The sequence below is a fragment of the Pseudomonas sp. WS 5079 genome, assembly GCF_012985465.1.
Lineage (GTDB): Bacteria > Pseudomonadota > Gammaproteobacteria > Pseudomonadales > Pseudomonadaceae > Aquipseudomonas.
Window position 1 is genome coordinate 179,326 of the sequence record NZ_JAAQWN010000003.1, and the last position, 21,517, is coordinate 200,842.

At 59.4% G+C, this 21,517-nt stretch carries 17 protein-coding genes, 1 tRNA gene and 2 pseudogenes; 8 read left to right on the forward strand and 12 right to left on the reverse strand.

The annotated features are described in order from the left end of the window. Window positions 1–6 precede the first annotated feature (6 nt). Window positions 7–789, forward strand: coding sequence for a helix-turn-helix transcriptional regulator (locus tag HBO05_RS09575; protein WP_172312468.1), 783 nt, complete (start codon window positions 7–9; stop codon window positions 787–789). 69 nt (window positions 790–858) lie between these two features. Here the strand turns inward: HBO05_RS09575 and HBO05_RS09580 are convergent, their stop codons facing one another. The 3 genes from HBO05_RS09580 to HBO05_RS09590 all read right to left on the reverse strand — a co-directional run bounded on the left by HBO05_RS09580 (window position 859) and on the right by HBO05_RS09590 (window position 4,827). Beyond that, window positions 859–3,267, reverse strand: coding sequence for a TonB-dependent receptor (locus HBO05_RS09580; protein WP_262381392.1), 2,409 nt, complete (start codon window positions 3,265–3,267; stop codon window positions 859–861). A 112-nt stretch (window positions 3,268–3,379) separates the two neighbouring features. Next, window positions 3,380–4,327, reverse strand: a complete 948-nt coding sequence (locus HBO05_RS09585; protein ID WP_262381090.1) for a FecR domain-containing protein — start codon at window positions 4,325–4,327, stop codon at window positions 3,380–3,382. Then, on the reverse strand, window positions 4,327–4,827 hold the full coding sequence (locus HBO05_RS09590; protein ID WP_169953863.1) for a sigma-70 family RNA polymerase sigma factor: 501 nt from the start codon (window positions 4,825–4,827) through the stop codon (window positions 4,327–4,329). Before HBO05_RS09590 ends, HBO05_RS09585 begins: the two co-directional genes overlap by 1 nt. Before the next feature lie 298 nt (window positions 4,828–5,125). On the opposite strand from HBO05_RS09590, the pseudogene HBO05_RS29245 reads away from it, so the two are divergent. From HBO05_RS29245 to HBO05_RS09600, 3 genes and pseudogenes are all read left to right on the forward strand, one after another. Then, a pseudogene (locus HBO05_RS29245) lies at window positions 5,126–5,281 on the forward strand (phage portal protein); the annotation flags it as partial. 519 nt (window positions 5,282–5,800) lie between these two features. Continuing rightward, window positions 5,801–6,277: a hypothetical protein gene (locus tag HBO05_RS09595; RefSeq protein ID WP_172312470.1), complete on the forward strand. Its 477-nt coding sequence runs from the start codon at window positions 5,801–5,803 to the stop codon at window positions 6,275–6,277. A gap of 29 nt (window positions 6,278–6,306) precedes the next feature. Further along, a pseudogene (locus tag HBO05_RS09600) lies at window positions 6,307–6,981 on the forward strand (hypothetical protein). A gap of 393 nt (window positions 6,982–7,374) precedes the next feature. On the opposite strand, the gene HBO05_RS09605 reads toward HBO05_RS09600, so the two are convergent. Then, window positions 7,375–7,450, reverse strand: a tRNA-Thr gene (locus tag HBO05_RS09605). Between the two features lie 242 nt (window positions 7,451–7,692). On the opposite strand from HBO05_RS09605, the gene HBO05_RS09610 reads away from it, so the two are divergent. Both HBO05_RS09610 and bcsQ read left to right on the forward strand, forming a co-directional pair. Next, window positions 7,693–8,541 carry an SDR family NAD(P)-dependent oxidoreductase gene (locus tag HBO05_RS09610; protein WP_172312472.1) on the forward strand — a complete coding sequence of 283 codons (849 nt, stop codon included), beginning with the start codon at window positions 7,693–7,695 and terminating at the stop codon, window positions 8,539–8,541. A 140-nt stretch (window positions 8,542–8,681) separates the two neighbouring features. Next, window positions 8,682–9,587, forward strand: coding sequence for a cellulose biosynthesis protein BcsQ (gene bcsQ / locus HBO05_RS09615; protein ID WP_346343155.1), 906 nt, complete (start codon window positions 8,682–8,684; stop codon window positions 9,585–9,587). A gap of 185 nt (window positions 9,588–9,772) precedes the next feature. Here the strand turns inward: bcsQ and HBO05_RS09620 are convergent, their stop codons facing one another. The 5 genes from HBO05_RS09620 to HBO05_RS09640 form a co-directional block, all read right to left on the reverse strand. Then, window positions 9,773–11,041 (reverse strand): methyltransferase, encoded by a 1,269-nt coding sequence (locus tag HBO05_RS09620; protein WP_172312474.1) that lies wholly within the window; start codon window positions 11,039–11,041, stop codon window positions 9,773–9,775. After that, the gene (locus HBO05_RS09625; protein ID WP_029295855.1) at window positions 11,022–11,711 is read right to left on the reverse strand and encodes an ABC transporter permease; all 690 of its coding nucleotides are present in this window, start codon (window positions 11,709–11,711) and stop codon (window positions 11,022–11,024) included. The genes HBO05_RS09620 and HBO05_RS09625 overlap by 20 nt, the downstream gene beginning before the upstream one ends. Window positions 11,712–11,749: 38 nt before the next feature. After that, a complete protein-coding gene (locus tag HBO05_RS09630; RefSeq protein WP_076961640.1) occupies window positions 11,750–12,445 on the reverse strand; it encodes an ABC transporter permease in 696 nt (231 codons plus the stop codon). 74 nt (window positions 12,446–12,519) lie between these two features. Continuing rightward, window positions 12,520–13,269, reverse strand: a complete 750-nt coding sequence (locus tag HBO05_RS09635) for an ABC transporter substrate-binding protein (RefSeq protein WP_076961641.1) — start codon at window positions 13,267–13,269, stop codon at window positions 12,520–12,522. Window positions 13,270–13,282: 13 nt separating this feature from the next. Continuing rightward, entirely contained in the window at window positions 13,283–14,056 is a 774-nt protein-coding gene (locus HBO05_RS09640; RefSeq protein WP_057437115.1) for an ABC transporter ATP-binding protein, read from the reverse strand. Window positions 14,057–14,609: 553 nt separating this feature from the next. On the opposite strand from HBO05_RS09640, the gene gabP reads away from it, so the two are divergent. After that, entirely contained in the window at window positions 14,610–16,001 is a 1,392-nt protein-coding gene (gabP, locus tag HBO05_RS09645; protein ID WP_057437117.1) for a GABA permease, read from the forward strand. Between the two features lie 138 nt (window positions 16,002–16,139). On the opposite strand, the gene HBO05_RS09650 is transcribed toward gabP, so the two are convergent. Both HBO05_RS09650 and HBO05_RS09655 read right to left on the reverse strand, forming a co-directional pair. Further along, complete coding sequence (locus tag HBO05_RS09650) at window positions 16,140–16,553, reverse strand: hypothetical protein (RefSeq protein ID WP_172312476.1); 414 nt, start codon at window positions 16,551–16,553, stop codon at window positions 16,140–16,142. A gap of 70 nt (window positions 16,554–16,623) precedes the next feature. Next, on the reverse strand, window positions 16,624–17,532 hold the full coding sequence (locus tag HBO05_RS09655; RefSeq protein WP_172312478.1) for an alpha/beta fold hydrolase: 909 nt from the start codon (window positions 17,530–17,532) through the stop codon (window positions 16,624–16,626). A gap of 199 nt (window positions 17,533–17,731) precedes the next feature. Between HBO05_RS09655 and HBO05_RS09660 the strand changes: the two genes are divergently transcribed. Next, on the forward strand, window positions 17,732–19,372 hold the full coding sequence (locus HBO05_RS09660) for a glycosyltransferase family 39 protein (protein ID WP_172312480.1): 1,641 nt from the start codon (window positions 17,732–17,734) through the stop codon (window positions 19,370–19,372). A gap of 34 nt (window positions 19,373–19,406) precedes the next feature. On the opposite strand, the gene HBO05_RS09665 is transcribed toward HBO05_RS09660, so the two are convergent. Beyond that, window positions 19,407–21,482 carry a TonB-dependent siderophore receptor gene (locus tag HBO05_RS09665; RefSeq protein WP_169955636.1) on the reverse strand — a complete coding sequence of 692 codons (2,076 nt, stop codon included), beginning with the start codon at window positions 21,480–21,482 and terminating at the stop codon, window positions 19,407–19,409. Between the last annotated feature and the right edge of the window lie 35 nt (window positions 21,483–21,517).

A 21,517-nucleotide genomic window follows, 5' to 3' on the forward strand; every position in this document is an offset into this window, starting at 1 on the left:
CGGGCCATGCGCGAAACTGACATCGACCCTTACGAAAACACCCCCCGTGACGCCGTGGTCACGGCCAACGACTATGCCGACGGCCAGCACTTTGCGTTGCATACCCATCGGCGCGGGCAATTCGCCTACGCCGCCTGCGGCGTGATCACCGTCTTCACCCAACAGGGCAACTGGGTGGTGCCACCCCACCGTGCCATCTGGGTCCCGGCGGGCGTGCCCCACGAAATGAGCATGAGCGGCCCGGTGACCATGCTCAACACCTACATCCGCACCCACGCCGCAACCCGCCTCAACCTGCCCGCGCAGTGCCAGGTGTTCGGCGTATCGACGTTGCTGCGCGAACTGCTGAGCCGCGCCATCGATGTACCGGCGCTGTACGAAAAGGACCATCTGCACGGCCGCCTGATGACCCTGCTGCTCGACGAAATAGCCGACATGCGCCCCCTGTCACTCAACGCCCCACTTCCCAACGACCCCCGGCTGGCCGACATCTGCCGCCACCTGCTGGAACAGCCATCACTGGAAACCAGCATCGACGACATGACCCAACGCCTCGGCATGAGCCGCCGCACCTTCACCCGCTTGTTTCGCCAGCAGACGGGCATCAGCTTTGTGGAATGGCGCCAGCAAGCGTGCCTGTTGGCGGCGGTGGTCAGGTTGGGGAATGGAGAGTCGGTGACGCGGGTGGCGATTGATTTGGGGTACAGCAGCTCGAGTGCGTTTACGAGTGTTTTCAGGCGGGTGTTGGGGGAGGTGCCGAGTCGGTATTTTGTGAAGAACGTGCCTTGAGGTATCACGCCTGTCAAGCGCGACAATACCGTGCGCAAGCAGAGTATTGTCGTTTTCAACGGCTGCGCCTTACATGCTCCACCTCATGGTCACCGCCACGTTACGTGGGTCGCCAAAGAGGTTCGCGCCGGCAGGGTTACTGATGCTTTGGTAGTAGCGCTTGTCGAACACGTTGTTGAGGTTGGCTTGTACCTTGAGGTTTTTGTTCACGTTGTAGCCAGTCATCAGGTCGAAGATGCTGTAGCCGCCCTGAGTAACGCCGAACGAGGTATAGGTGCTGCTCTGGCTGCGCAATGAACCGCCAATGGACCATTTTTCCAGGTCGCCCGGCAGTTGGTAAGTGGTGGACAGTTTGAGCAAGTTGTACGGCGTGTCGCTGTCGAAGCGGCCGCTGCCGCCCTTGACGTTCTTGGCGGCGGCATAGGTGTAGCCGGCCGAGGCCTGCCAGCCACGAGCGAGCATGCCCTGCAGCTCCATGTCGACACCTTTGGTCTGCACTTCACCGGACGCTACCGAGCAAGACGCGACCCCCGGCAAGCACGTGTCCAGGCTTTGGGCGCGGTTCTCCTGAGTCAGCTGGAAATAGGCCACGCTGGCGTTCAAGGCACCCTCGAAGTATTCGCCTTTGATCCCGACCTCCCGGTTGGTGCCCGTGACTGGCGGCAGCAGGCTGCCGTAGTAATTCACGTTGGCCTGGGGCTGGAAGATTTTTGTCCAACTGGTGTACACCGAGTAGGTGTCGTTGATGTCGTAGATCAGGCCGGCATAGGGGGTGTATTCGCGCGTAGCCTTGTAGTCGGCGCCGAACGTGTATTCACCGGAAATAGTGTTCTGTTCGTACTCGTACCAATCCAGGCGTGAGCCGAGGATCAGTTTCAAGTCATCGCGCAGGTGCAAGCGCGTGGTGGCGTAGGTGCTGTACTGATCGACCTGGCCTTTGCGCGACCAGTTGTAGTTGATGGCGGGTTTATCTACGCCGTGATAGTCGAAATTGGACGGGTCGAGCACGACGTTCGGGTCGTTGAGGAAGCCGCCGCCGGGACCATCGTTGGTGTTATCGGTGCGATAGCTGGCGCCAAGCACCAGTTCGTGGGTGGCGCCGAAGAGGATGAAGGGCCCGGAAACGTAGCTGTCGACGCTTTTTTGCGTGTGTTGGTAGGTGTATCGGCCCACGTTCAGGTTCAGTTGGTCGGCTGCCGGGTCCAGTCGGTAGAAACTGGTGCCGAGCATGTCCAGGTCGCCTCGCAACCAGGTGGTGTTCAGGCGCAGTTTCCAGTCGTTGTCAAAACGGTGTTCGAGTTCGGCAAAGGCACTGGTGTTTTTCTTGTTCCAGTAGGTCCACTTCGGGCTCATGCGCGTCGAACGGGAGATGGGCAGGAACGTGCCATTGGCCTTGGTTGGTATGCCCGACCAGTCGGCCCCTGGGTTGTCTTCGCGGTTGTAGTACGCGCCCAGGGTCAGGGTAGTGGCTTCGCTCAGGTCAAATTCAGTGATGCCGTACAGCAACTGGCGCTTGCTGCTGTAGCCATCGGTAAAGCTGTCTTTGTCCTGAAAGGCGCCGACCACACGCCCCCTGATCGAGCCGCTGGAATTGAGTGCGCTGCTGGCATCGAGTTCGGTGCGGTAGTTGTCCCACGAACCGGCACCTACGGTCACCGATACTTGTGGCTCGACGGTCGGGCGTTTGCGGATCAGGTTGAGCGTGCCGGACGGGTTGCCGGCACCGATCATCAGGCCCGACGCACCGCGCACCACCTCGACCCGGTCGAACATCGCCATTGTCGAGGTGCCGAGAGTGTCGGTGTCATATGCCACGGGTAGGCCATCGATCATGATGTTGTCGATGGCCGAGCCACGCGAGTAGAACTGCGGGCGTTCGCCGCCGGTCTTGCGCATGGTCAGGCCCGGGGTGTAGGTCGAAATGTCCTCCAGGGACTGCATGTTTTGATCATCCATGCGCTGGCGGGTGATGACCGTTACTGACTGTGGCGTCTCGCGCATCGAGGTGGCCAGTTTGGTCGCGGTGCTCATGGAACCTGTGGTGTAGGAACCGGTACCTTCGGTCGTTGCGTCCAGGCTCTGCCCTGAGATGCTGGTTGTGCCGAGTAGCACCGCTGATTCGTTATTGCCAGCAATTAACACAAAGCCCCCGTTGCCTTGGCGTTGCGCCAGTAATCCGCTGTTTGCCAACAGGCGCGATAACCCCTCCTCGATGCTGTAGGTGCCAGTAAGGCCCGCGGTAGAAAGGCGGCGTGTTTGCTCGGTGTCGAATGAAATAGTGACCCCCGCTTGCACCCCAAACCGGGTCAGGGCGCTACCCAGCGGGCCTGCAGGAATCTGGTAAGCCTTTAGGCTCTGGGCCAGCACCGGCAGCGGCATCAGTGCCAAACCCGGCAACCCGGCGAGGGACATGCCAAATACTGCAAAGCGTATGGCGCGCGTTATCTTGGGAGTGACATTGAGGGGGAGCGGGAGCATTCGTTGATCCTTGCGTTGTCATGGCAGAAACCCGCTGTTATCGCGGCTTATGTCATTGACGGATGAGAATCAAAATCAGCAAGGTCGTTGGGCAAGAATCAACACCAGGGGATTATGCCGGCTCGATGCTGACCCAATACCGGGTCAGATAGCTCACCTTAACGGGTAGGGTTTTGCTCAAGTTTTCCAACACCGTATCGGTGTCATCGATACGGAACGCGCCCGAGATACTCATGCCCCGTACAGACGCGGCACAGCGCAATACGCCTGGACGATAGCGACCCAGCTCTTCGATAAAGTCTCCCAGGCGCCAGTCATCCACACTCAACATCCCCTGGACCCACGCAGTTGAGCCCGCGGGTAATGGGCGCACCTTGTGGACTTCATCGCGACTGAAAGCCACTTGCTGCCCGGCTTCCAGGCGCAGCGTCCGCTCGACATGCTGACTTGGGCATACCTGCACAGCCGATTGCAGTACGCCGACGAGTGTTTGCTCAGGCAATTGACGGACGCTGAACCGGGTACCCAGCGCGCGTACGCTGCCCTCGCCGGTTTGAACGATAAACGGACGCAGGGCGGGGTCTTTGGCGGTCTGAACCTCAATCTCACCACTGTATAGCTGGATCACGCGCTGTTTTGAGTCAAAGCGGACATCCAGGGCGGTGCCGGCATTCAGTTCCAACTGCGAGCCATCGTCAAGCTGCAGCGTGCGACGCTCACGGGTCCCGGTGCGTTGTTGAGCGAGCATCGAGCGGTACGGTATCTGGTCCGCCGCCATCCAAGTACAGCCGCCAGCGGCCACCAGCATGCCAAGCAGTTTCAGAACATCACGGCGCTGTGTCTTCGCTGCGTCCAGGCTGGAGAGGGCGGCTCGCCTGGGCATCAACGCCCATTGCCGTTGAAGCGTTTCGACCCTTTCCCAGGCTTGCGAGTGCAGTGGGTCGGACGTTATCCAAGCCTGCCAGGCCTGGGTTCTGGCTTCATTGACCGTACCGTCATTGAGTTGCACGTACCAGGTAGCCGCAGCCTCGAGCGTCTTGAGATCCAGAGAGGAGGTCATCAACTGTCGACCAGCAACAGGCAACGGGTCATGGCACGAATCAAGTGATTTTTGACCGTCGTCACTGACACCTCGAATCGCTCAGCTGCTGCAACATAACTCAGCCCTTCCAGTTGCACGGCGAGAAAAATCTCCCGAGTCCTGGTGCCCAACTCATCGAGCAGGCTATCGACGGCAACCAGCATTTCGATGATCGACAACCGTATCTCTGGTGAGACATCCACAGGTTCTGGCCTTTGAGCCAGCGCGTGCAGATAAGCCTGCTCAATAGTGCGGCGGCGGGCCTTATCGATCAGAAGAGAACGCGCAATGGCACTGAGATAACCTCGAGGCTCGCGGATCGGCGCGTCATTGCGGGCCGTCATGACCCGCACAAACGTGTCCTGAGCCAGGTCCGAAGCATCGGCGGCATTGCCCAGGCGGACTCGCAACCAGCCTTTCAGCCAGCTGTTGTGTTCGCTATACAGCTGATGAAGAGCTGATTGATCAAGCGCTGACATGAGCGTGCCACCGATGCGTAAATGGTAATCGCTCTCATTGTCGTGATGGCATGATTTTTATGCAAGAGACTTTTCTGCGCCAGGGAGGGAAAGGTGTGGACATTTTGTGGGGGGCACAAACCCGAACCCCAGAAACAACAAAGCCCCCACATTTCTGTGGGGGCTTTGTTTTGTATGGTGCGGCACGAGGAGTCGAACCCGTGACCTACTGATTATGTTTGCATCGTGGCTTCCCGTTATCGTCCCGTAGGGTTCCTCCTCGGGCCGCCAGCCTTGTTCGAGCTTCTCTATAGGAACGCTGACTCGCTTCAAGAACATCACTCGCAACGACGTGATTGCGGCTTGGCGCATGAACCCGGAGCTGGCGGGGTGCATGCCCGAGAATGCAGCGAGGTTTGGGGATTTGGAGAAGATTGATCGGGTGTATATGAATAATGAGATACGGCCGATCAGGTAGTTGCTTCTACAGCTTAATACTGCATTGCGTCGTGACCGATGTGTGGCATGGAGTCTTTAAGTAGATTTGGATTCATGGCGTCTTCAAGCGATAACACTTTGGCTGCGTTCAAGGGGGGCGAATAGCGAATCCGACATTGACGCGGAACAGCTTCGGTTAGCTAAGGAGTAACGCATAACGGGGGCAGATCTGTTAATGGGTTTTATACTATTTAATTTTTAAGCGTTTGTATGAGTGTGATCGTTTTGATGGTAGATATTTTTTACGCGGTTGCTATCTGGTCTTGCGAAGTAATGCCTAATTGGCATGATTTTATTTTTTTGAAAAATATCTAGCTTGAGGTGGTTTTTGGTCATTTTTGCTTGAAACGAACTCGAAACCAGTCGCAGTAAGTTATTGCTAAGGGGAATAACGTATATCGTGAAATTGTATTTGTACCTGTTAGATCTGACAGTAGTAGTGGGCCTGATATTGGATTATTTTTCAATTTCATTTGTTTGAACGGAGGCGTCTCTTATGGGCTCTGTAGCGGTTTTGCATATTTATCTCGGTGTTGGAAGGTATAGCCTACTGGATACATACAACAAGGCGAATAACAATCTCAAATCGTTGGGGATCATAGGTAAGATTGACAAGGTTTTCAGGGACGCTGAAGGAGCGGTTTTTTCTTCTATGGTAAAAGAAGTCCAGACGGGTAAGTTTGGTGGGGGGGGTAAGTATGAGGTGATAAATCGGGATGGCGAAATAGTCAATTGGGAAGTGTTCAAGAGTAATGACTCCAATAATACTTTGCAATACATCTCTGGTCTGATCGGGAGTAAAGTTGGTGTGTGGATCGGGGGTGAAGTACTTATGTTGAATGAAAGTGGAATTGTATTGCTTATGAGCTGTCCTGATAATATCAACTCGGGCGCCTATTTTGTCGATGGCACTTTTTATGCAAATCACGGTGACTTTGTTAAGTGGAGAGACTCATTTGTCGGCGTTACGTAATGGTGACGTATCAATTTGTCGTCGCCTCAATAGAGAACGGTGTAGAGCAGGAGGCTAGATTCTGGCGGCGCCTGATACAGAGTTTTGGGCGCCGATCAGGCCTAGTTACAGCGGGTTGTGGGCGCTCGAGGGGATAGGCTACAGCGCCGGTCAAAGGGTTGGTGACGCTCGATATCGGCTACAACGACAGCACGCTGCAGCGTCACTTCATTGGCTACGTCGAACGCTCCACCACGGCCAGCAGCACCCTGCAGGTGCTGTTCTGCCGCGAACTGGCGGCAATCCTGGCCAACCCGCTGCCGCTAAACCTGCGCCACGTTGATCTGCGCGCCATCCTGGTCGAGATCAGTCAGCACACCGGCCTGCGCTTTCGCGTGCCAGACAAGCCCTACGCCGGGGTCAAGGCGCCGTTCTTCTACAGCCTGGCCTGGGTATTCAACATCCCCGACTTCATCTGGCAGCAGCAGGGTGATGGGGAGGTGTTCGTGGGCAGTTGGGCTGACAGCTTCTTTGGCGTTCGCCCGCCGTTGCAGCTGCCGGCGGAACTGTTCGACGACTACCCGGGCAACTAGAGCGCAATGATTGCGGCCCTTCCCGGGTTGCGACCAGGTGCAACGATCAACCACGGCGAGCGCATCACCAGTGTGGCCCTCGTCGATAATCAGATGGCCTTCCGATGGCCGACGCAATCAAGCGCAGCGTAGAACGACAATTCCCTGAACTCACCGGCGGATATCACCTGCCCTGTTTTGTCAGGTTTTGACAGTTCGCTGACAGCTTTCTGACAGTGATGCAAAACGCTGAAAGGCTTGAAATACAAGGGTTACAGAGTAGATGAATATAAATCTGACAAATCTGACAGGCTTTTAAGGGGTCAACCTTAATTTTTTTTCGCTTCGCATAAGGGGTGTTTGGTCATACGCGTACACATCGCACAGGCTCTAAACATTCGGCCTATCACACCGCGACACTTCCACTTTCACCCCCCAGCTACTGAGCTGAGAGCAACCCGTTCTGTGCCTTTTGATGGCCACGGGAGCGCTTGTTACGTCGCTTAAAAACAAAGGGCCTGCATCGCTGCAAGCCCTTGTTTTAAATGGTGCCGGCACCAGGAGTCGAACCCGGGACCTACTGATTACAAGTCAGTTGCTCTACCAACTGAGCTATACCGGCGTGTTAGGGCGACGATTATAGCGATTGGAAAGGTTCTGTAAACCCCTGAATTCTGACTATTTTTCAGTGCGTGGTTTTTTCGCTGGCAGTCGCACGCTCCAGCGGTTTCACAAAGGGTGATGAGGGCCGATGGCGAGGCCTGAGGCTTGATACGCAGAAGGTATCAAACCGCCCCTTGATCAGTATTAAACAACGCCGTTGTTCATTGCTAAGTTGAGGGGGCACTCAATGAGGAAAAGCCAATGAACTTCGCAGGAAAAACCGCCGTTATCACCGGCGCTGGCCGTGGTTTGGGTTTTGTCTACGCACAAGCGCTGGCCCAGCGCGGGGCCAATGTGGTGATCAGTGATATCGGCGCCGATAACCTCGGTTCGGGAAGCGATGCCTCCATCGCCCTGGACGCGGCACGCCGCCTTGAGGCCGAGGGTTTGAGCGCGGTTGCTCATCAGGGGGATTTGTCCAGCGAGCAAGGCTGTCGGCAGTTGGTCGAGACGGCCATCGCGGCGTTTGGGCAGCTCGACATCCTGATTCATAACGCCGGCTGGGTGGGTTATCAATCCATTGAGGAGGCGGACGCGGCGTTTATCGGGCGTGCGCTGGATATCAAGGTCTATGCGCCCATCTGGCTATGCAAACATGCCTGGCAATACCTCAAGCGATCCACTGCCGCGCGGGTGGTGCTGACGTCGTCTGATCGGGCGATGTACCAGCAATATGCCCAGCCCGGGCTGGTGGCCTATGCGGCGGGGAAGATGGCGCAGTTGGGCATCATGAATGCGTTGAGTATGGAAGGCGCAAACGCCGGGATTCTGGTGAATGCGGTGTCGCCGGTGGCCAAGACGCGCATGTGGGGCGTTGAGGGTGAGCCGGGCAATCTCAAGCCAGAGTGGGTAGCGCCGGGGGTGGTGTTTCTGGCGTCGGAGCGCTGCCAGGACACCGGCTATGTTCTGCGCGCCAGCAATGGTCAATTTACCGCGACGCGGTTTGTCGAGAATCCGGGGGTGGATTATCCCGTTGACCTGGCGCGGGTCGGGGCCTCCAGTGCCGAGCAGGTTGCGCAGCAGTGGGAGCGGATAAAGGATTGTCATTAAATTGACTTTTAACCGCTCGTCGAAATTGCTTCGCTAAAAAACACCAAAATAATGACACTCACCTACTCCTGTCACACACTGCTTGAACAACAAGTGCACCCATGTCCTAAAAGAGGTGCCGTGACAAAGGAGGGTGGTCTGTGAGCCATGCCGACGAACGTTTTGCCAAGAATCTTGCCAGTCATGATCACCCGGTGACGTCGACGCTGCAGTTCTTCGAAGATACCCCCATCGACGATGCGCCTTCCTCCATTGAGCAACCCCAACCAACCGCCATGCCGGCCTGTCGCGCGCAGGTTGTGGCGTTGGTGTCGGGCAATGGCGGCGTAGGGCGCAGCACCCTGGCGACGGCATTGGGCAGTGGCCTGCAACGCCTGGGGCGCGCAGTGACGGTGCTGGAACTGGACCCACAAAACGCCCTGCACCTGCACTTTGGCCTGCCCCACGACACCCCGGGAATCGGGCGTGCCAGCCTGTGCAAGCAACCCTGGGGGCCGATCGCCCAACCCGGCTTTTGTGGCTGTCGGGTAGTGGTCTTTGGCGAGACCGACCTGCAACAGCAGGAAGACCTGCAACGCTGGCTCAAGCAGGACCCGCAGTGGCTGGCGCAGCACTTGTCGCGTCTGGGCTTGAGTGAGCAGGCCACGGTCATCATCGACACCCCCGCCGGCAATAACGTCTACCTGCACCAGGCATTGCACGTCGCCGACAGGGTGGTGGTGGTGGCCCTGGCGGACGCGGCGTCGCTGGGTGCGCTGGAGCAGATGCAGCGGTTGCTGGCGCCGTATCTTGCGCGCCCGTCGGCACCGCGTTGCCATGTGTTCGTCAACCAGTTGGATGAGGGCAGTGCCTTCAGCCTGGATATGCTGGACGTATTCAAGCAACGCCTTGGGGAGGATGGCCTGGAGGTGATCCATCGCGACCCGCAGATCAGCGAGGCGCTGGCCTTTGGCGAGGACCCCCTGGATAACGAGGCGGTGAGCCTGGCCTGTGACGATATCCATGGGCTGTGCCAGTTGCTGGATAGCCCGCCAAACGCGCCCTGACCCACGCCTTATACGGTTAACCGCAGATGCTTATGCACAATCTGTTGGTCGGACAGGTGTTGAAACAGTCATTTTGTGGAGCTGTTCTCATTACGCTGCAACTGCCTGTTTTTCGTGCGTTTTATTTTATGAACAAAAAATGATCAGTCAGGATTTTGGCCTATGGCGCCCGCTTTTACGGCGTCCTACAGAATTTCATCAACAGAGTTATCCACAGGGCTTGCTGCCCTTTGATCGCGCTCGGCGAGCACCATCAGGTTGCGCGGTGTCAGGCACGATTCGCAGAAGCGACCGACTAGAGCCTTGTAGCCGTTTTCTTGCAGGAACAATGCCCGATCCAGCACCAGCCACAATTCCAGCGGGCGGCGAAATAGGCCACGTACCAGTTCCAGGTTTCGTACATGGGCCAGGCGTTGCCAGCCGTGCTGTTCCAGGGTTGCCCAATCCTGCTGCCCTGTGGATAAACCCTTGAGCGCCGCCAGGTGTTGGCAGTAATCAGCGAAGGGCCGGTGCAGCCATTCGCTGGGCAACGAAGGCGTGGGCAGGTACTCGTCACACCCGCGCATTTGCCGCTGCAACTGATCGAAACCCAGGCGCCGGGCCATGGAGGTGTCGCGTTGCAGGCGCACCCGCAAGCCTGCGGTGACGGTTTCGCTCAGGGGCAGGCCCAGGTCTTCGCGCGACAAACGCAGCGCCGAAGCACGAGCCGGGGTCGACAGCGCCTGGTACTGCTCGCTACTGATGCGGTTGTAACAGCAGGGCGCCACGGCCAGTTGCTGGCAGCCGGCGGCGCTGGCCAGTTGCAGCAGGCGTACGTGCAGATCGCCACAGGCATGCAGGGCCACCGGGGTGTGTTTATCGGTGAGTTGCTGCACAGCGCTTTCAGCCATCACATCTTGCTGGAGGTGGCGGGCGGGCATTTGATGACGGTCGCTGAGGATTTGGCCTGCGCCGATCAGCGCCGGATCGTACTCCAGGCAGGTCAGGCTTTGCCCCGGTTGCAGCAGCCGCCGGCCAAGGTGGCCTTTGCCGGCGCACCAATCGAGCCAATGGGTGGGGCGCCCGGCAAACTGCAAGGCGGCGCCAAACGCCTCGATCTGCTGCCATTTGCGCCCCGGTACATCCACATTCAGGCGCGACGACGGCGCATGCAGCGCGCTCGACGGTAACTTATCCACAGCACTGAGACGCGCTGCCAGCTGCGCCCATTGGGGAAACGGCGCCGGGGCTTGTAGTTCGGTGGGCAGGTTATGGCTGCTTTCGGCCTCTGCCAGCGAGCGCTGGCGCAGCCATTGGGCCAGCGCTGGATGCTGGGCTTCCCAAGGCAATTGCAGATGGGTGAAGGGCCGTGGTCGCCACAGCCCTTGATGTTCGGTGAGGAACGCATCCAGTGCGAGAAAACGGGCCAGCAGTCGCTCGCCCGTCAACCCGCTGTTAGCGTCCTTGGCAGGCATCGACCCGCAACCAGCGTTCCAGCAGCTTGAAGCCGCGCACCAGCACATAGGCCATCAGCAGGTAGAACATGCCGGCGGCAAAGAAGATCTCCACCGGCAGGTAGGTGCGGGCAATGATGGTGCGGGCCATGCCGGTCAACTCCAGCAAGGTCACGGTACTGGCCAGGGCGCTGGCCTTGAGCATCAGGATCACTTCGTTGCTGTAGGCCGGCAGGCCGATGCGCGCGGCGCGCGGCAGGATGATATAGAACAGTGCCTTGGGCTTGGACATGCCCAGCGCCCGCGCCGCTTCGATTTCACCGGGCGGGATGGCCTGGATCGCGCCGCGCAGGATCTCGGCGATGTAGGCGGCGGTGTGCAGGGTCATGGTGACGGTGGCGCACCAGAATGGGTCCCGCAGGTAGGGCCACAGGGCGCTTTCGCGCACGGCGTCGAACTGCGCCAGGCCGTAGTAGACCAAAAACAGCTGCACCAGCAGCGGCGTGCCACGGAAGAAGAAGATGTAGCAGTAAGGCAGGGTGCGCACGTACCACAGTCGCGAAGAACGGGCGATGCCCAGGGGGATCGCCAGCAACAGCCCGGCGATCACCGCGATGGCCACCAGTTCCAGGGTCAGGGTCGCGCCCTGGGCCAGTCGTGGCAGCCACTTGATGATCACGGCCCAGTTCAGGCCCAGGTCGAAATGCGCCAGCCAGCTATAGTCGCCGTTCATTGCGTGCTCCTCGCAAAGCCGCGAGCGGCGCGTTTTTCCAGGAAGTACATGCCGGCCATGGCCAGGACGGTAAGGCCCAGGTACATGAAGGCTGCGACCATGAAGAAGGTGAACGGCTGCTTGGTGACGGTCACGCCGATTTGCGCGTGGCGCATGATTTCTTCCAGGCCGATCACCGAGACCAGTGCGGTGTCCTTCATCAGGATCATGAACAGGTTGCCCAGGCCCGGCAGGGCGATGCGCCACATCTGCGGCATGATCAACCGGGTGAAGATACGCAGCTTCGACAGGCCCAGGGCAATGCCCGCTTCACGGTGGCCCTTGGGGATCGCCAGGATCGCGCCACGGAACACTTCGGTGGCATAGGCGCCAAAGCACAGGCCCAGGGCAATCACGCCGGCAGCGAAGGCGCTGAGCGACAGGTCGGGGTTACCGAAAAACTCCCCGAGGGCCCGCATCATATTGACCGTGCCGAAATAAATCAGCAGCACCCACAGCAGTTCGGGAATGCCCCGGACAATGGTCGAGTAAGCGCCGCCAAGCCATTGCAGGAACTTGTACGGGGAAGTCTTGGCCAAGGCGCCGGCCAGGCCGAGCACCAGCCCCAGGCATAACGCCGTGAGTGCCAGTTTGACGGTCATCAGCGCGCCGGCAGCGAGTGCGGGGCCGAATCCGTAGAGATCGAAATTCATGGTTTTTTCATATCGCGCAAGGCTTGCGAAAAACCGGCGCGCTCAACGGAGCGCGCCGGTCTGGCCAATCAGGATCATTCGATGCTGAAAGGGAAGTACTTGTCGTTGATCTTCTTGTAGGTGCCGTCGGCCTTGATTTCCGCCAGGGCTTTGTTCAGGCGCTCGCGCAGCGGGTCGCCTTTACGCACGGCGATGCCGATCTTGTCGCTTTCTACAACCGGATCGCCCTTGAACTCGTAGGCCGAACCGTCTTTGCTCTTGAGCCACTCGTATTGCACGTACTTGTCGGCGAGCATCCCGTCCAGGCGGCCGGACGTCAGGTCGAGGTAGGCGTTTTCCTGGGTGTCATAGAGCTTGGCGGTGGTGTCTGGCAGTTTGTCTTCCAGGTAGGTACCGGCCAATGTCGCACGCTGGGCACCGATGATCTTGCCCTTGAGGTAGTCGGCGTCGGTCTTGAAGTCCTTGATGGATTTGGCCGCGATGAATTGCAGCTTGTTGGAGTAGTACGGGTCGGTGAAGTCAACGGCTTGCTTGCGCTCGTCGGTGATCGACAGCGACGACACCAGGAAGTCGAACTTCTTGGCGTTCAGGGCCGGGATGATGCCATCCCAGTCGGAAGTGACTACGCTGCATTCGACTTTCATCTTGGCGCACAGGGCGTCGCCGATGTCTTTGTCGAAGCCGACAACGTTGCCGCTGGCGTCTTTATTGTTGAAGGGCGGGTAAGCCGCCTCGATCCCCATTTTCAAAGTCTCGGCCATGGCCGTGGCGCTGAATGCCATGGAAACGGCGGCGGCCAGGAGGAATTTTTTATAGTTCTGCATGCATGTTGCTCCGTTAGCGGTTGCTGGACATGAATTGTTTGCAGCGCGCCGAAAGCGGGTTGTCAAACACCTGCTGTGGCGATCCTTGCTCTTCGACCAGACCCTGGTGGAGGAACACCACTTCGCTGGACACTTGGCGGGCAAAGCCCATTTCGTGGGTGACCAGCAGCATGGTGCGGCCTTCTTCGGCCAGCGCGCGGATCACATTAAGTACTTCCTGAACCATTTCCGGGTCAAGTGCCGAAGTGGGCTCATCGAACAGAATGACTTTAGGTTGCATCGCCAGGGTGCGGGCGATGGCGGCGCGTTGCTGCTGGCCGCCAGACAATTGCGCCGGGTAGGCGTGGCGCTTGTCGCCAATGCCGACCTTGGCCAGCAGCGCTTCGGCCACTTCGATGGCCTCGGCTTTGCTTTGGCCGAGCACGCGGCGTGGGGCCTCGATGATGTTGTCGAGGATGCTCATGTGCGGCCAGAGGTTGAAGTTCTGGAAGACAAAACCGATTTCGCTGCGCAGGCGATTGATCTGCTTGCCGTCGGCGGCCATCAGCTCGCCGTTTTTCGCGGCCTTGAGCTTGAGCTCTTCGCCGGCCACCAGGATCTGGCCCTGGTGCGGGTTTTCCAGCAGGTTGATGCAGCGCAGGAAGGTGGACTTGCCGGAACCGGACGAACCCAGGATCGAGATCACATCGCCGTCGCGAGCGGTCAGCGAGATGCCTTTAAGCACCTCCAGCTCACCATAGCGTTTATGCAAGTTGCGGATTTCAAGCGCGGGCGCGGCCAAAGCCATGTGCGGTCCTCATTGTGTTCATTGCGTTCCTGCTGTTGGGTCGCCTTCCTGGCGTGGCGCCAAGCTAGCATAGCGTCCGGATGACAGCCAACAGCGCCACGGGCGTTAAACAGACGGTGTGTGACAGGTTGTCGCATCGGCACAGTAGCGTGTCGCGCCATCAACAACCGAACAGCCGTTTTAACCGATAAACCCGTGGCAGTCGCGTAAAAAAGGGCGCGATGGTGCCAGCTTTGGCCGGGTGTTGGAAGGGTTAAACGGGTAAACGGTGCCTATCGGCCCTTTAATTGGGCGTCACTTACTTTTTGTGTGTGTTTTTGGTGCGCTCATTCGTCCTGGAGGTGAGTCGACCGGTAACGTTGTGGCGGATTGCCAGCAATCTCAATGGCTTGCGAGTGCTGAGGGATTGTCCTACAGGCCGCGTCGACCTTGGCTTTGTAACATTTTGGCGCAAATCTTGCGTAAAAAATAAAGAACGCCCCGTTTGTTTCTTTTCACGAAGAGGCGGCAGGCCGGGTGGACCGTATACGCAATTCCTCGCAAAGGTGTGTCAATGAGTAGTACGCAAAGCTCCAATGACCTCGAACAGGGGCTCAAACCGCGGCATGTCACCATGTTGTCGATTGCCGGTGTGATCGGCGCTGGTTTGTTTGTCGGCTCCGGCCACGCGATTGCGGCAGCCGGGCCCGCCGTGCTGTTGGCTTATGCCGCAGCCGGTACGTTGGTGGTGCTGGTGATGCGCATGCTGGCCGAGATGGCCGTTGCCTCGCCAGACACTGGCTCATTTTCCACTTACGCCGACCGGGCTATCGGCCATTGGGCCGGCTTTACCATCGGCTGGCTGTATTGGTGGTTCTGGGTGCTGGTGATTCCCCTGGAAGCCAACGCCGCCGCAACTATCCTGCATGCCTGGTTCCCCGACGTGGCGATCTGGGCTTTCACCCTGGTCATCACCCTGCTGCTGACCGCGACCAACCTGTTCAGCGTGAAGAACTACGGCGAGTTCGAGTTCTGGTTTGCCCTGATCAAGGTGGTGGCGATCATCGGCTTTGTGATCCTCGGCGTGCTGGCGATTTTCGGCTTGCTGCCGGGCAGTCAGGTCAGCGGTGTTTCGCACCTGTTCGACACCCAAGGCTTTTTGCCCAACGGCATGGGCGCGGTGCTGGCGGCGATTTTGACCACCATGTTCTCGTTCATGGGCACCGAGATCGTGACCATCGCGGCCGCAGAATCGAAGAACCCTGGCCAGCAGATCACCAAGGCCACCAACTCGGTGATCTGGCGGATCGGCTTGTTCTACCTGGTGTCGATCTTCATCGTTGTGGCCCTGGTGCCGTGGAACGATCCGACCCTGGCTGCCGTCGGTTCCTACCAGACGGTGCTGGAACGCATGGGCATCCCGAATGCCAAGCTGATCGTCGACCTGGTGGTGTTGGTCGCCGTGACCAGTTGCTTGAACTCGGCGCTGTACACCGCGTCGCGCATGCTGTTTTCCCTGGGGCGTCGTGGTGATGCACCGGCGGTAGCCAAGCGCACCAACAAGAGCGGCACGCCTTACTGGGCGGTGATGCTGTCTACCGGCGCGGCGTTCCTCGCGGTATTTGCCAACTACGTGGCGCCGGCGGCGGTGTTTGAATTCCTGCTGGCCAGCTCCGGCGCGATTGCGCTGCTGGTGTACCTGGTGATTGCCGTGTCGCAACTGCGCATGCGGCAGAAACGTACTGCGGCGGGCGAGAAGATTGCCTTCAAGATGTGGTTGTTCCCCGGCCTGACTTACGCGGTGATCGTGTTTATCGTCGGCGCGTTGACCATCATGCTGTTCCAGGAAGCGCATCGGGTGGAGATTATCGCGACCGGTGTGTTGAGCCTGCTGGTGGTGTTGGCGGGGTTGCTGGTGGCAAGTCGGCGCCGGGCCCAGAAGTTGGGGGCTGCGGTACTCAACTGATGAGTTGAAATGCTTGCTGTCTAGCGCCACAAAGCACTGTGGGAGCGGGCTTGCTCGCGAAAGCGGTGGGTCAGTCAACATCAATGTTGGCTGGGCCGACGTCTTCGCGAGCAAGCCCGCTCCCACATTGGTGTTGTATCAATCCTGCGCGCTAGTCAGCGCCTGGGATGCCGCCACGTAGTCCGCCTGGAACTCTGGCGATTCAATCCACGCCAACGCCGCCGCTTCATCATCGCTGTCGGTGGACCACTGCCGGTACTCGATCAGCGCCGCCAGGATAAAGTCCGTGGCGTTTTCTTCGCCTTCCTGCTCCAGCACCAGTGCCAGCAACGGGTGCGCCAGGAATGCCGCACACAGCGCCTGCTGGCTGGTCTCGCCGGCCGTGCGCATTTGCACGAACAGTTCGGTCAAGTCCACCGACTCAAGGTCAATACGCTCGTCGTCACCTGCAAACGCATCCTGCTTGGGCGCATTGGCGCGCTGGGTGCGGTTCTGCTTGGCCTTGGCTTTTGCCCGCTGGGCACGTTTTTGCTGCTTGTCTGGCGAAGCCATGGGCTCACGTCCTTGGTTCAGGATCTGGGTGGCGTATTGAAGCGCAGGTCTGGCGAAATCCCAAGGGTTTCTACAGCCGTGACCCCGGTGTGTCGGCCGGCAACTGGCCATGCTGCAACCAGGCCAGTGCAATCGGCCACAACCGATCCTGATATTCACTGCGGAAAAACGCGAAATGCCCGATGACCTCTTCGCCAATATCCATGGGCGCGATGCGCAGGTGCGTGCGCTCGCTGGCCTGGAAGTAGTTCAGCAGGCGCTCGATGGCGGGCACGGTGCCAAACGGGTCGTCGCTGATGCTGATCGCCAGGATCTGTGCCTGCACCCGGGCAAAGGGCAACACGCCCAAGGCCCGCCCGCTGGGACGTGTCTCGTAGGTAGGCGTGGGCGTGCTCCAGTCGCGCACCACCCCGGCGGGCGTGTCTTCCAGCCAGCCCAGGCGCTTGCCCGGGAAATACCCGCAGACGGCGGTCACCAGGGGCATCACCAGGTGCCATTTGGCAAACATCCGCCAGCGCCCGTCCGCTTGATAGTCGCGCCAGTAGGCGAACTGCGCCCCTACGGTGACCAAGCGCCTGATCGCCGCCCCCGACGCCCCGAGCCCGGCCGCGCAGCCGCCAAAGCTGTGGCCGACCACATCAATGGGCTGCCCGGCAAACTCGCGCTGCGCCCGTTGCACGATGGCCTCGAAATCCAGCCGGCCCCAGTCTGACCACGAGGCCTTGAACCCGCGCAATGAGCCACTACGCGACTCGCCGATACCGCGATAGTCGTAGGTGATGACGTCCATGCCATTGGCAAACAAGTACGCGGCAAAGCGCGAATAGTGACGGCAGCGTACCGAGGTGGCGGCGTTGATGATCACCACTGGGCGCTCGATGTCGCGGCGGATATGGCGCCAGGTGAAACCGCCGATGGGGTAGTGGTCGGCGGCGGGCTCGCGGAATGTCTCGGGGTGAGGGCGGGTGGGCAGGTTCATGAAAGGCCTTGATCCATGCGCTGTGGATAGGGGGAGTGAGCCAGAACTTTAGTGATCGTTGACGATTTTTTGCTGGCAAGCCAGCGCCTACAGTGAGTTGTTGTCTGTGCCATCGCAATGTTGCGTTTGGTTCAGGCGCGATTCAGGCGTGCTGCCGGCAATATACGCCAGCATCTCCCCCGCCCTGGCAGGTTAAACCATGGAACACCGCAACCGTTTTCGTGTGGAGGCCCTGGGTGTTTTCCTGGTGGCCTTGTTGTTATTTACCCTGGGCATCTGGGATCAACAGCCGCAAGGGTTTGACGGGCGTTGGGCGGTGTTCATGCAGGAGATGTTCCGCCACGGCGCGAGCCTTTTCCCTACCACCTACGGTGAGCCTTACCCGGATTACCCAGGGACGGCGACTTATTTCAGCCTGCTCTTTGCCCGGTTGTTCGGTGCGCCTAACGACCTGGCTAACGTGCTGCCCACCGCCCTGGCGTCGGCCGGGGTCATGGCCCTGGTCTACCGTTTGCTGGTGCCCTCCGGGCGGGCCTGGGCGTTGCTGACGGTAGTGCTGACGGCCTTGACCGCGCAATTGCTGGAGAAGTCGCGTTCAGTCTGCCTGGACCAGATGGTCTCCCTGCTGTGCCTGGGCTGTTTCTACCTGCTGCACACCGGCGAGCGCCTGGGCTCGCGGCTGCGCCAATACGCAATCTTTCCCCTGTTTGTGGCGGCATTTGCCATTCGTGGCCCTTTGGGGTTGATCGAGGTCTGTGGTGTTGCCTGCGTGTATTGGGCGCTGGGGCCTGCCCGCTCGCGGGAAGAGAAGATTGGCTTGCTGAAAAAGGTGATTGCCCACGGCGTGATCGGCCTGGTCCTACTCCTTGCCTGTTGGTGGGTGTTGCTGAAGCTGGCGCGGATCACCGGGGGTGATGCTTTTGCCGATGAGGTGATGAAGATGCAGGTGGCCGGCCGCCTGGATGAAAGCGGCGAACCGTTCTACTTCTACTTCAAGCTGAGCCTGTATCGCTATTTCCCGGTGATCCCGCTGGCGCTGGCGACGTTGATTGCCCTGCGCCACACCTGGTCGGCGCGCAATGAAGATGCCGATGTGCGGCTGATGCTGCGCCTGGGCGGCTGTGGCCTGATGATCCTGCTGGGGTTATCGGTGCCGAACTTCAAGCGCGCCTACTACATCCTGCCGATGGTCCCGATGTTTGCCGCGGTGGCGGCCTACGGGCTGCTACAGGCCCGGGGCTGGTTGCTTGGGGTGCGTCGGGGTTATGAGTGGCTGGTGGCGGTCCTGCCGCTGCTGGGGCTTGTCGTGGTCCTGGTCTGCCGGCAGCTGTGGAGCAAGCACGGTTACTGGCCTGATGTTTCAGTGCCGGGATTGATTGCGCTGCTGGTCGTCCTGCAACTGGCGGCGGTGGCTGCCTGGCGTCGTTTGCACGGCCGTGTGGGGCCGCGACTGGTGACGCTCAGCCTGATCGCGCTGGCCACTCAATGGCTGGTACTGGTGACGGTCGTGGAGCCGGCCAAGGATCTGCAATTCGACACCAAAAACTTTGTGGGTGCGGTGGAAAACCTGCGGGCCGAGCACCCCGGACCGTTGGTGTTTCTCAACCTCGGCAAGGACACCTGGGCCATTCGCTACATCATGAACCTGGGCCATGACGAGCAGCCGCTGTTTGTCGGGCGTGACGACCTTGCGCAACTGAACGCGCTGCCGCGTTCGTCCTGGGTCATCGTCGCGCGCAAGGAAACCGAACTGCTGCAGGCCACGCCGCTGGAGCACCTGGCCCCAGCGTTCAATGGGCGACTCAATGACAACCCGTTGTTGGTGTTCCGGGTGCCGTGATCAGCCGCCGCAGTGTCGTGGCCTTACAGCTCGATCAAAAGTTGTAGGCCAGTGTACCGACGAGCGTACGACGGTTGCCGATGAAGCAGTCACCTCGTGCCAGGCATGTGGTGTAGTAGGTCTTGTCTTCTAGGTTGGTCGCGTTGAGGCTCAGGTTCCAGTTCTGGTAGCGATACCCGAGCATCGCGTCCACCAGGGTGGAAGACGGTGTTTTCAGCCGGTCGGCCCCATCCCAGCTGGTTCCTACATAGCGAATGCCTGCACCGACGCTGAACCCGGAAATGTCGCCGATGCTGAATCGGTGCTGGCTCCATACCGAGGCCATGTTCTCTGGAACGCTGGCCAGGCGTTTGCCTTGCTCGGCGGGCGAGCCCTTGATGACGGTGGTGTCGGTGTAGCTGTAGGTGCCAATCAGGTCCCAGGCGGGCGTGACTGTCACCAGGGCTTCGAGCTCCAGCCCACGGGCACGGGTTTCACCACTTTGCAGGGTGTTCATCGCATCCAGGGGGTCGGGCATGCGCCGGTTCTGCTCGCGAATGTCATACACCGCTGCGGTGTAGAGACTGTTGCTGCCAACCGGCTGATATTTCACGCCCAGCTCCCATTGTTTGCCCTTGAGCGGTACGTAGGGCTCCAGCGTTCGCCGGTTGAGGCCGATTTGGGGCTGGAATGATTCGCTGTAGCTCAAGTAGGGCGCTATGCCGTTGTCGAACAGATAGGTCAGGCCCGCGCGGCCGGTCAGCTTGTCGTCCTTTTGTCGGGCGCTGCCTTGGGTCTGGCTGGCGGACCAGTCCTTGCGCAGGCCCAGGGTCAACAACCACTGCTCGTATTTGATCTGGTCCTGGGCATACAGCCCTTTTTGCATGACCCGTTGTTCCGGGTCTGCGGTGAGGCGAATGACAGAGGGATCAAAGGTGCCATACACCGGTTCGTACACGTTCAGTGGTGTTGCGTTGCCGCTGGCGCCGTCCCGGTTGGAGACGGCATGCTGGTAATCGCCTCCCAGCAACAGGGTGTGTTGGAGCGGGCCGGTGTCAAATCGAGCCTCGGCGTTTTGGTCGGCGACCCACACTTTGACCTCGGGTTTGGAAACGTAATAGACGCGGTCGAGGGTCTGGTTATCGGGCTTGAACGGTGGGTTTTTGGCAAATACCGAGTAAATCGATTGGTAGCTGACTTTGCTTTTTTGCCAGCGCAGGTTTTGGCGCAGGGTCCACGTATCGTTCAGATGCCACGAAAATTGCGACGTCAGCGCTGTCTGGTCACTGTCGTATTCGTCAAAGCCTGGCTCGCTGGCGAACCGGTTGCTGTGGATCCGGCCATATGGCGCGTTCCAGACGGTACCTTTGTGTGGGAAGAACTGCGTGGTGGAGCCGCTGTCATCGCGCTGGATGTTGGCCAGGAGGGTCCAGTCGATATCGTCGTTGGGGCGCCAGGTCAGCGATGGCATCAGGACCTGGCGGTTGTCTTTGACATGATCAACCTGAGTGTCACTGTCGCGCTGGATCGCCACCAGTCGGTACAGCAGCGTGCCTTGTGGGTTCAGGGAGCCGGTGGTGTCCACGGCGACCTGCTTGCGGTTGTAATTGCCGTACTGCAGTTGCACTTCGGTGTGCTGTTCGGCTTTGGGGCGTTTGCTGACCTGATTGATGAGGCCCCCCACGGGGCTTTGCCCATACAGCATCGACGCGGGGCCCTTGAGCACTTCAAGGCGTTCCAGGGTGAAGGGGTCGGTGCGCACGTTGGTGTAAGTACCGAAGCTCTGCTGTAAACCATCCAGGAACAGGGCCGGCGAGCTGCCTCGCACTTTCGACCAGTCTCCCCGGCTATCGAGCCCGAAGGTCTCGGCCCGCACCCCAGAAACATACCGCAATGCGTCTTGCACGGTCAGTGCGCCCTGATCGCGCATGCGGTCGGCGCTGATGACAGAGATCGACTGGGGGATCTCAGTGATTGGGGTGTCAGTCTTGACCCCCGTTGCACTGCGCTTGGCAACATAGCCTTTGACCGGGCCGTCGGCCGTTTCTTCTGAGGCAGTTGCCGTAATGCTTTGGCTGGGCAGTTCGAGCTGGCCTTTTTCCTCGGCCGCGAAGGCGGCGGGGGCAAGCATCGAAGCGAATCCTAAGGGGGCAAGGCCAAGTGCCT

Coding starts and splice junctions, on each gene's coding strand:
- HBO05_RS09580 (WP_262381392.1), bottom strand. CDS start 3,267: ATGCTCCCGCTCCCCCTCAATGTCACTCCCAAGATAACGCGCGCCATA.
- HBO05_RS09590 (WP_169953863.1), bottom strand. CDS start 4,827: ATGTCAGCGCTTGATCAATCAGCTCTTCATCAGCTGTATAGCGAACAC.
- HBO05_RS09665 (WP_169955636.1), bottom strand. CDS start 21,482: ATGCTTGCCCCCGCCGCCTTCGCGGCCGAGGAAAAAGGCCAGCTCGAA.
- HBO05_RS09595 (WP_172312470.1), top strand. CDS start 5,801: ATGGGCTCTGTAGCGGTTTTGCATATTTATCTCGGTGTTGGAAGGTAT.
- HBO05_RS09585 (WP_262381090.1), bottom strand. CDS start 4,327: ATGACCTCCTCTCTGGATCTCAAGACGCTCGAGGCTGCGGCTACCTGG.
- HBO05_RS09575 (WP_172312468.1), top strand. CDS start 7: ATGCGCGAAACTGACATCGACCCTTACGAAAACACCCCCCGTGACGCC.
- HBO05_RS09660 (WP_172312480.1), top strand. CDS start 17,732: ATGGAACACCGCAACCGTTTTCGTGTGGAGGCCCTGGGTGTTTTCCTG.
- HBO05_RS09630 (WP_076961640.1), bottom strand. CDS start 12,445: ATGAATTTCGATCTCTACGGATTCGGCCCCGCACTCGCTGCCGGCGCG.
- gabP (WP_057437117.1), top strand. CDS start 14,610: ATGAGTAGTACGCAAAGCTCCAATGACCTCGAACAGGGGCTCAAACCG.
- HBO05_RS09640 (WP_057437115.1), bottom strand. CDS start 14,056: ATGGCTTTGGCCGCGCCCGCGCTTGAAATCCGCAACTTGCATAAACGC.
- HBO05_RS09635 (WP_076961641.1), bottom strand. CDS start 13,269: ATGCAGAACTATAAAAAATTCCTCCTGGCCGCCGCCGTTTCCATGGCA.
- HBO05_RS09620 (WP_172312474.1), bottom strand. CDS start 11,041: ATGCCTGCCAAGGACGCTAACAGCGGGTTGACGGGCGAGCGACTGCTG.
- HBO05_RS09610 (WP_172312472.1), top strand. CDS start 7,693: ATGAACTTCGCAGGAAAAACCGCCGTTATCACCGGCGCTGGCCGTGGT.
- HBO05_RS09650 (WP_172312476.1), bottom strand. CDS start 16,553: ATGGCTTCGCCAGACAAGCAGCAAAAACGTGCCCAGCGGGCAAAAGCC.
- HBO05_RS09655 (WP_172312478.1), bottom strand. CDS start 17,532: ATGAACCTGCCCACCCGCCCTCACCCCGAGACATTCCGCGAGCCCGCC.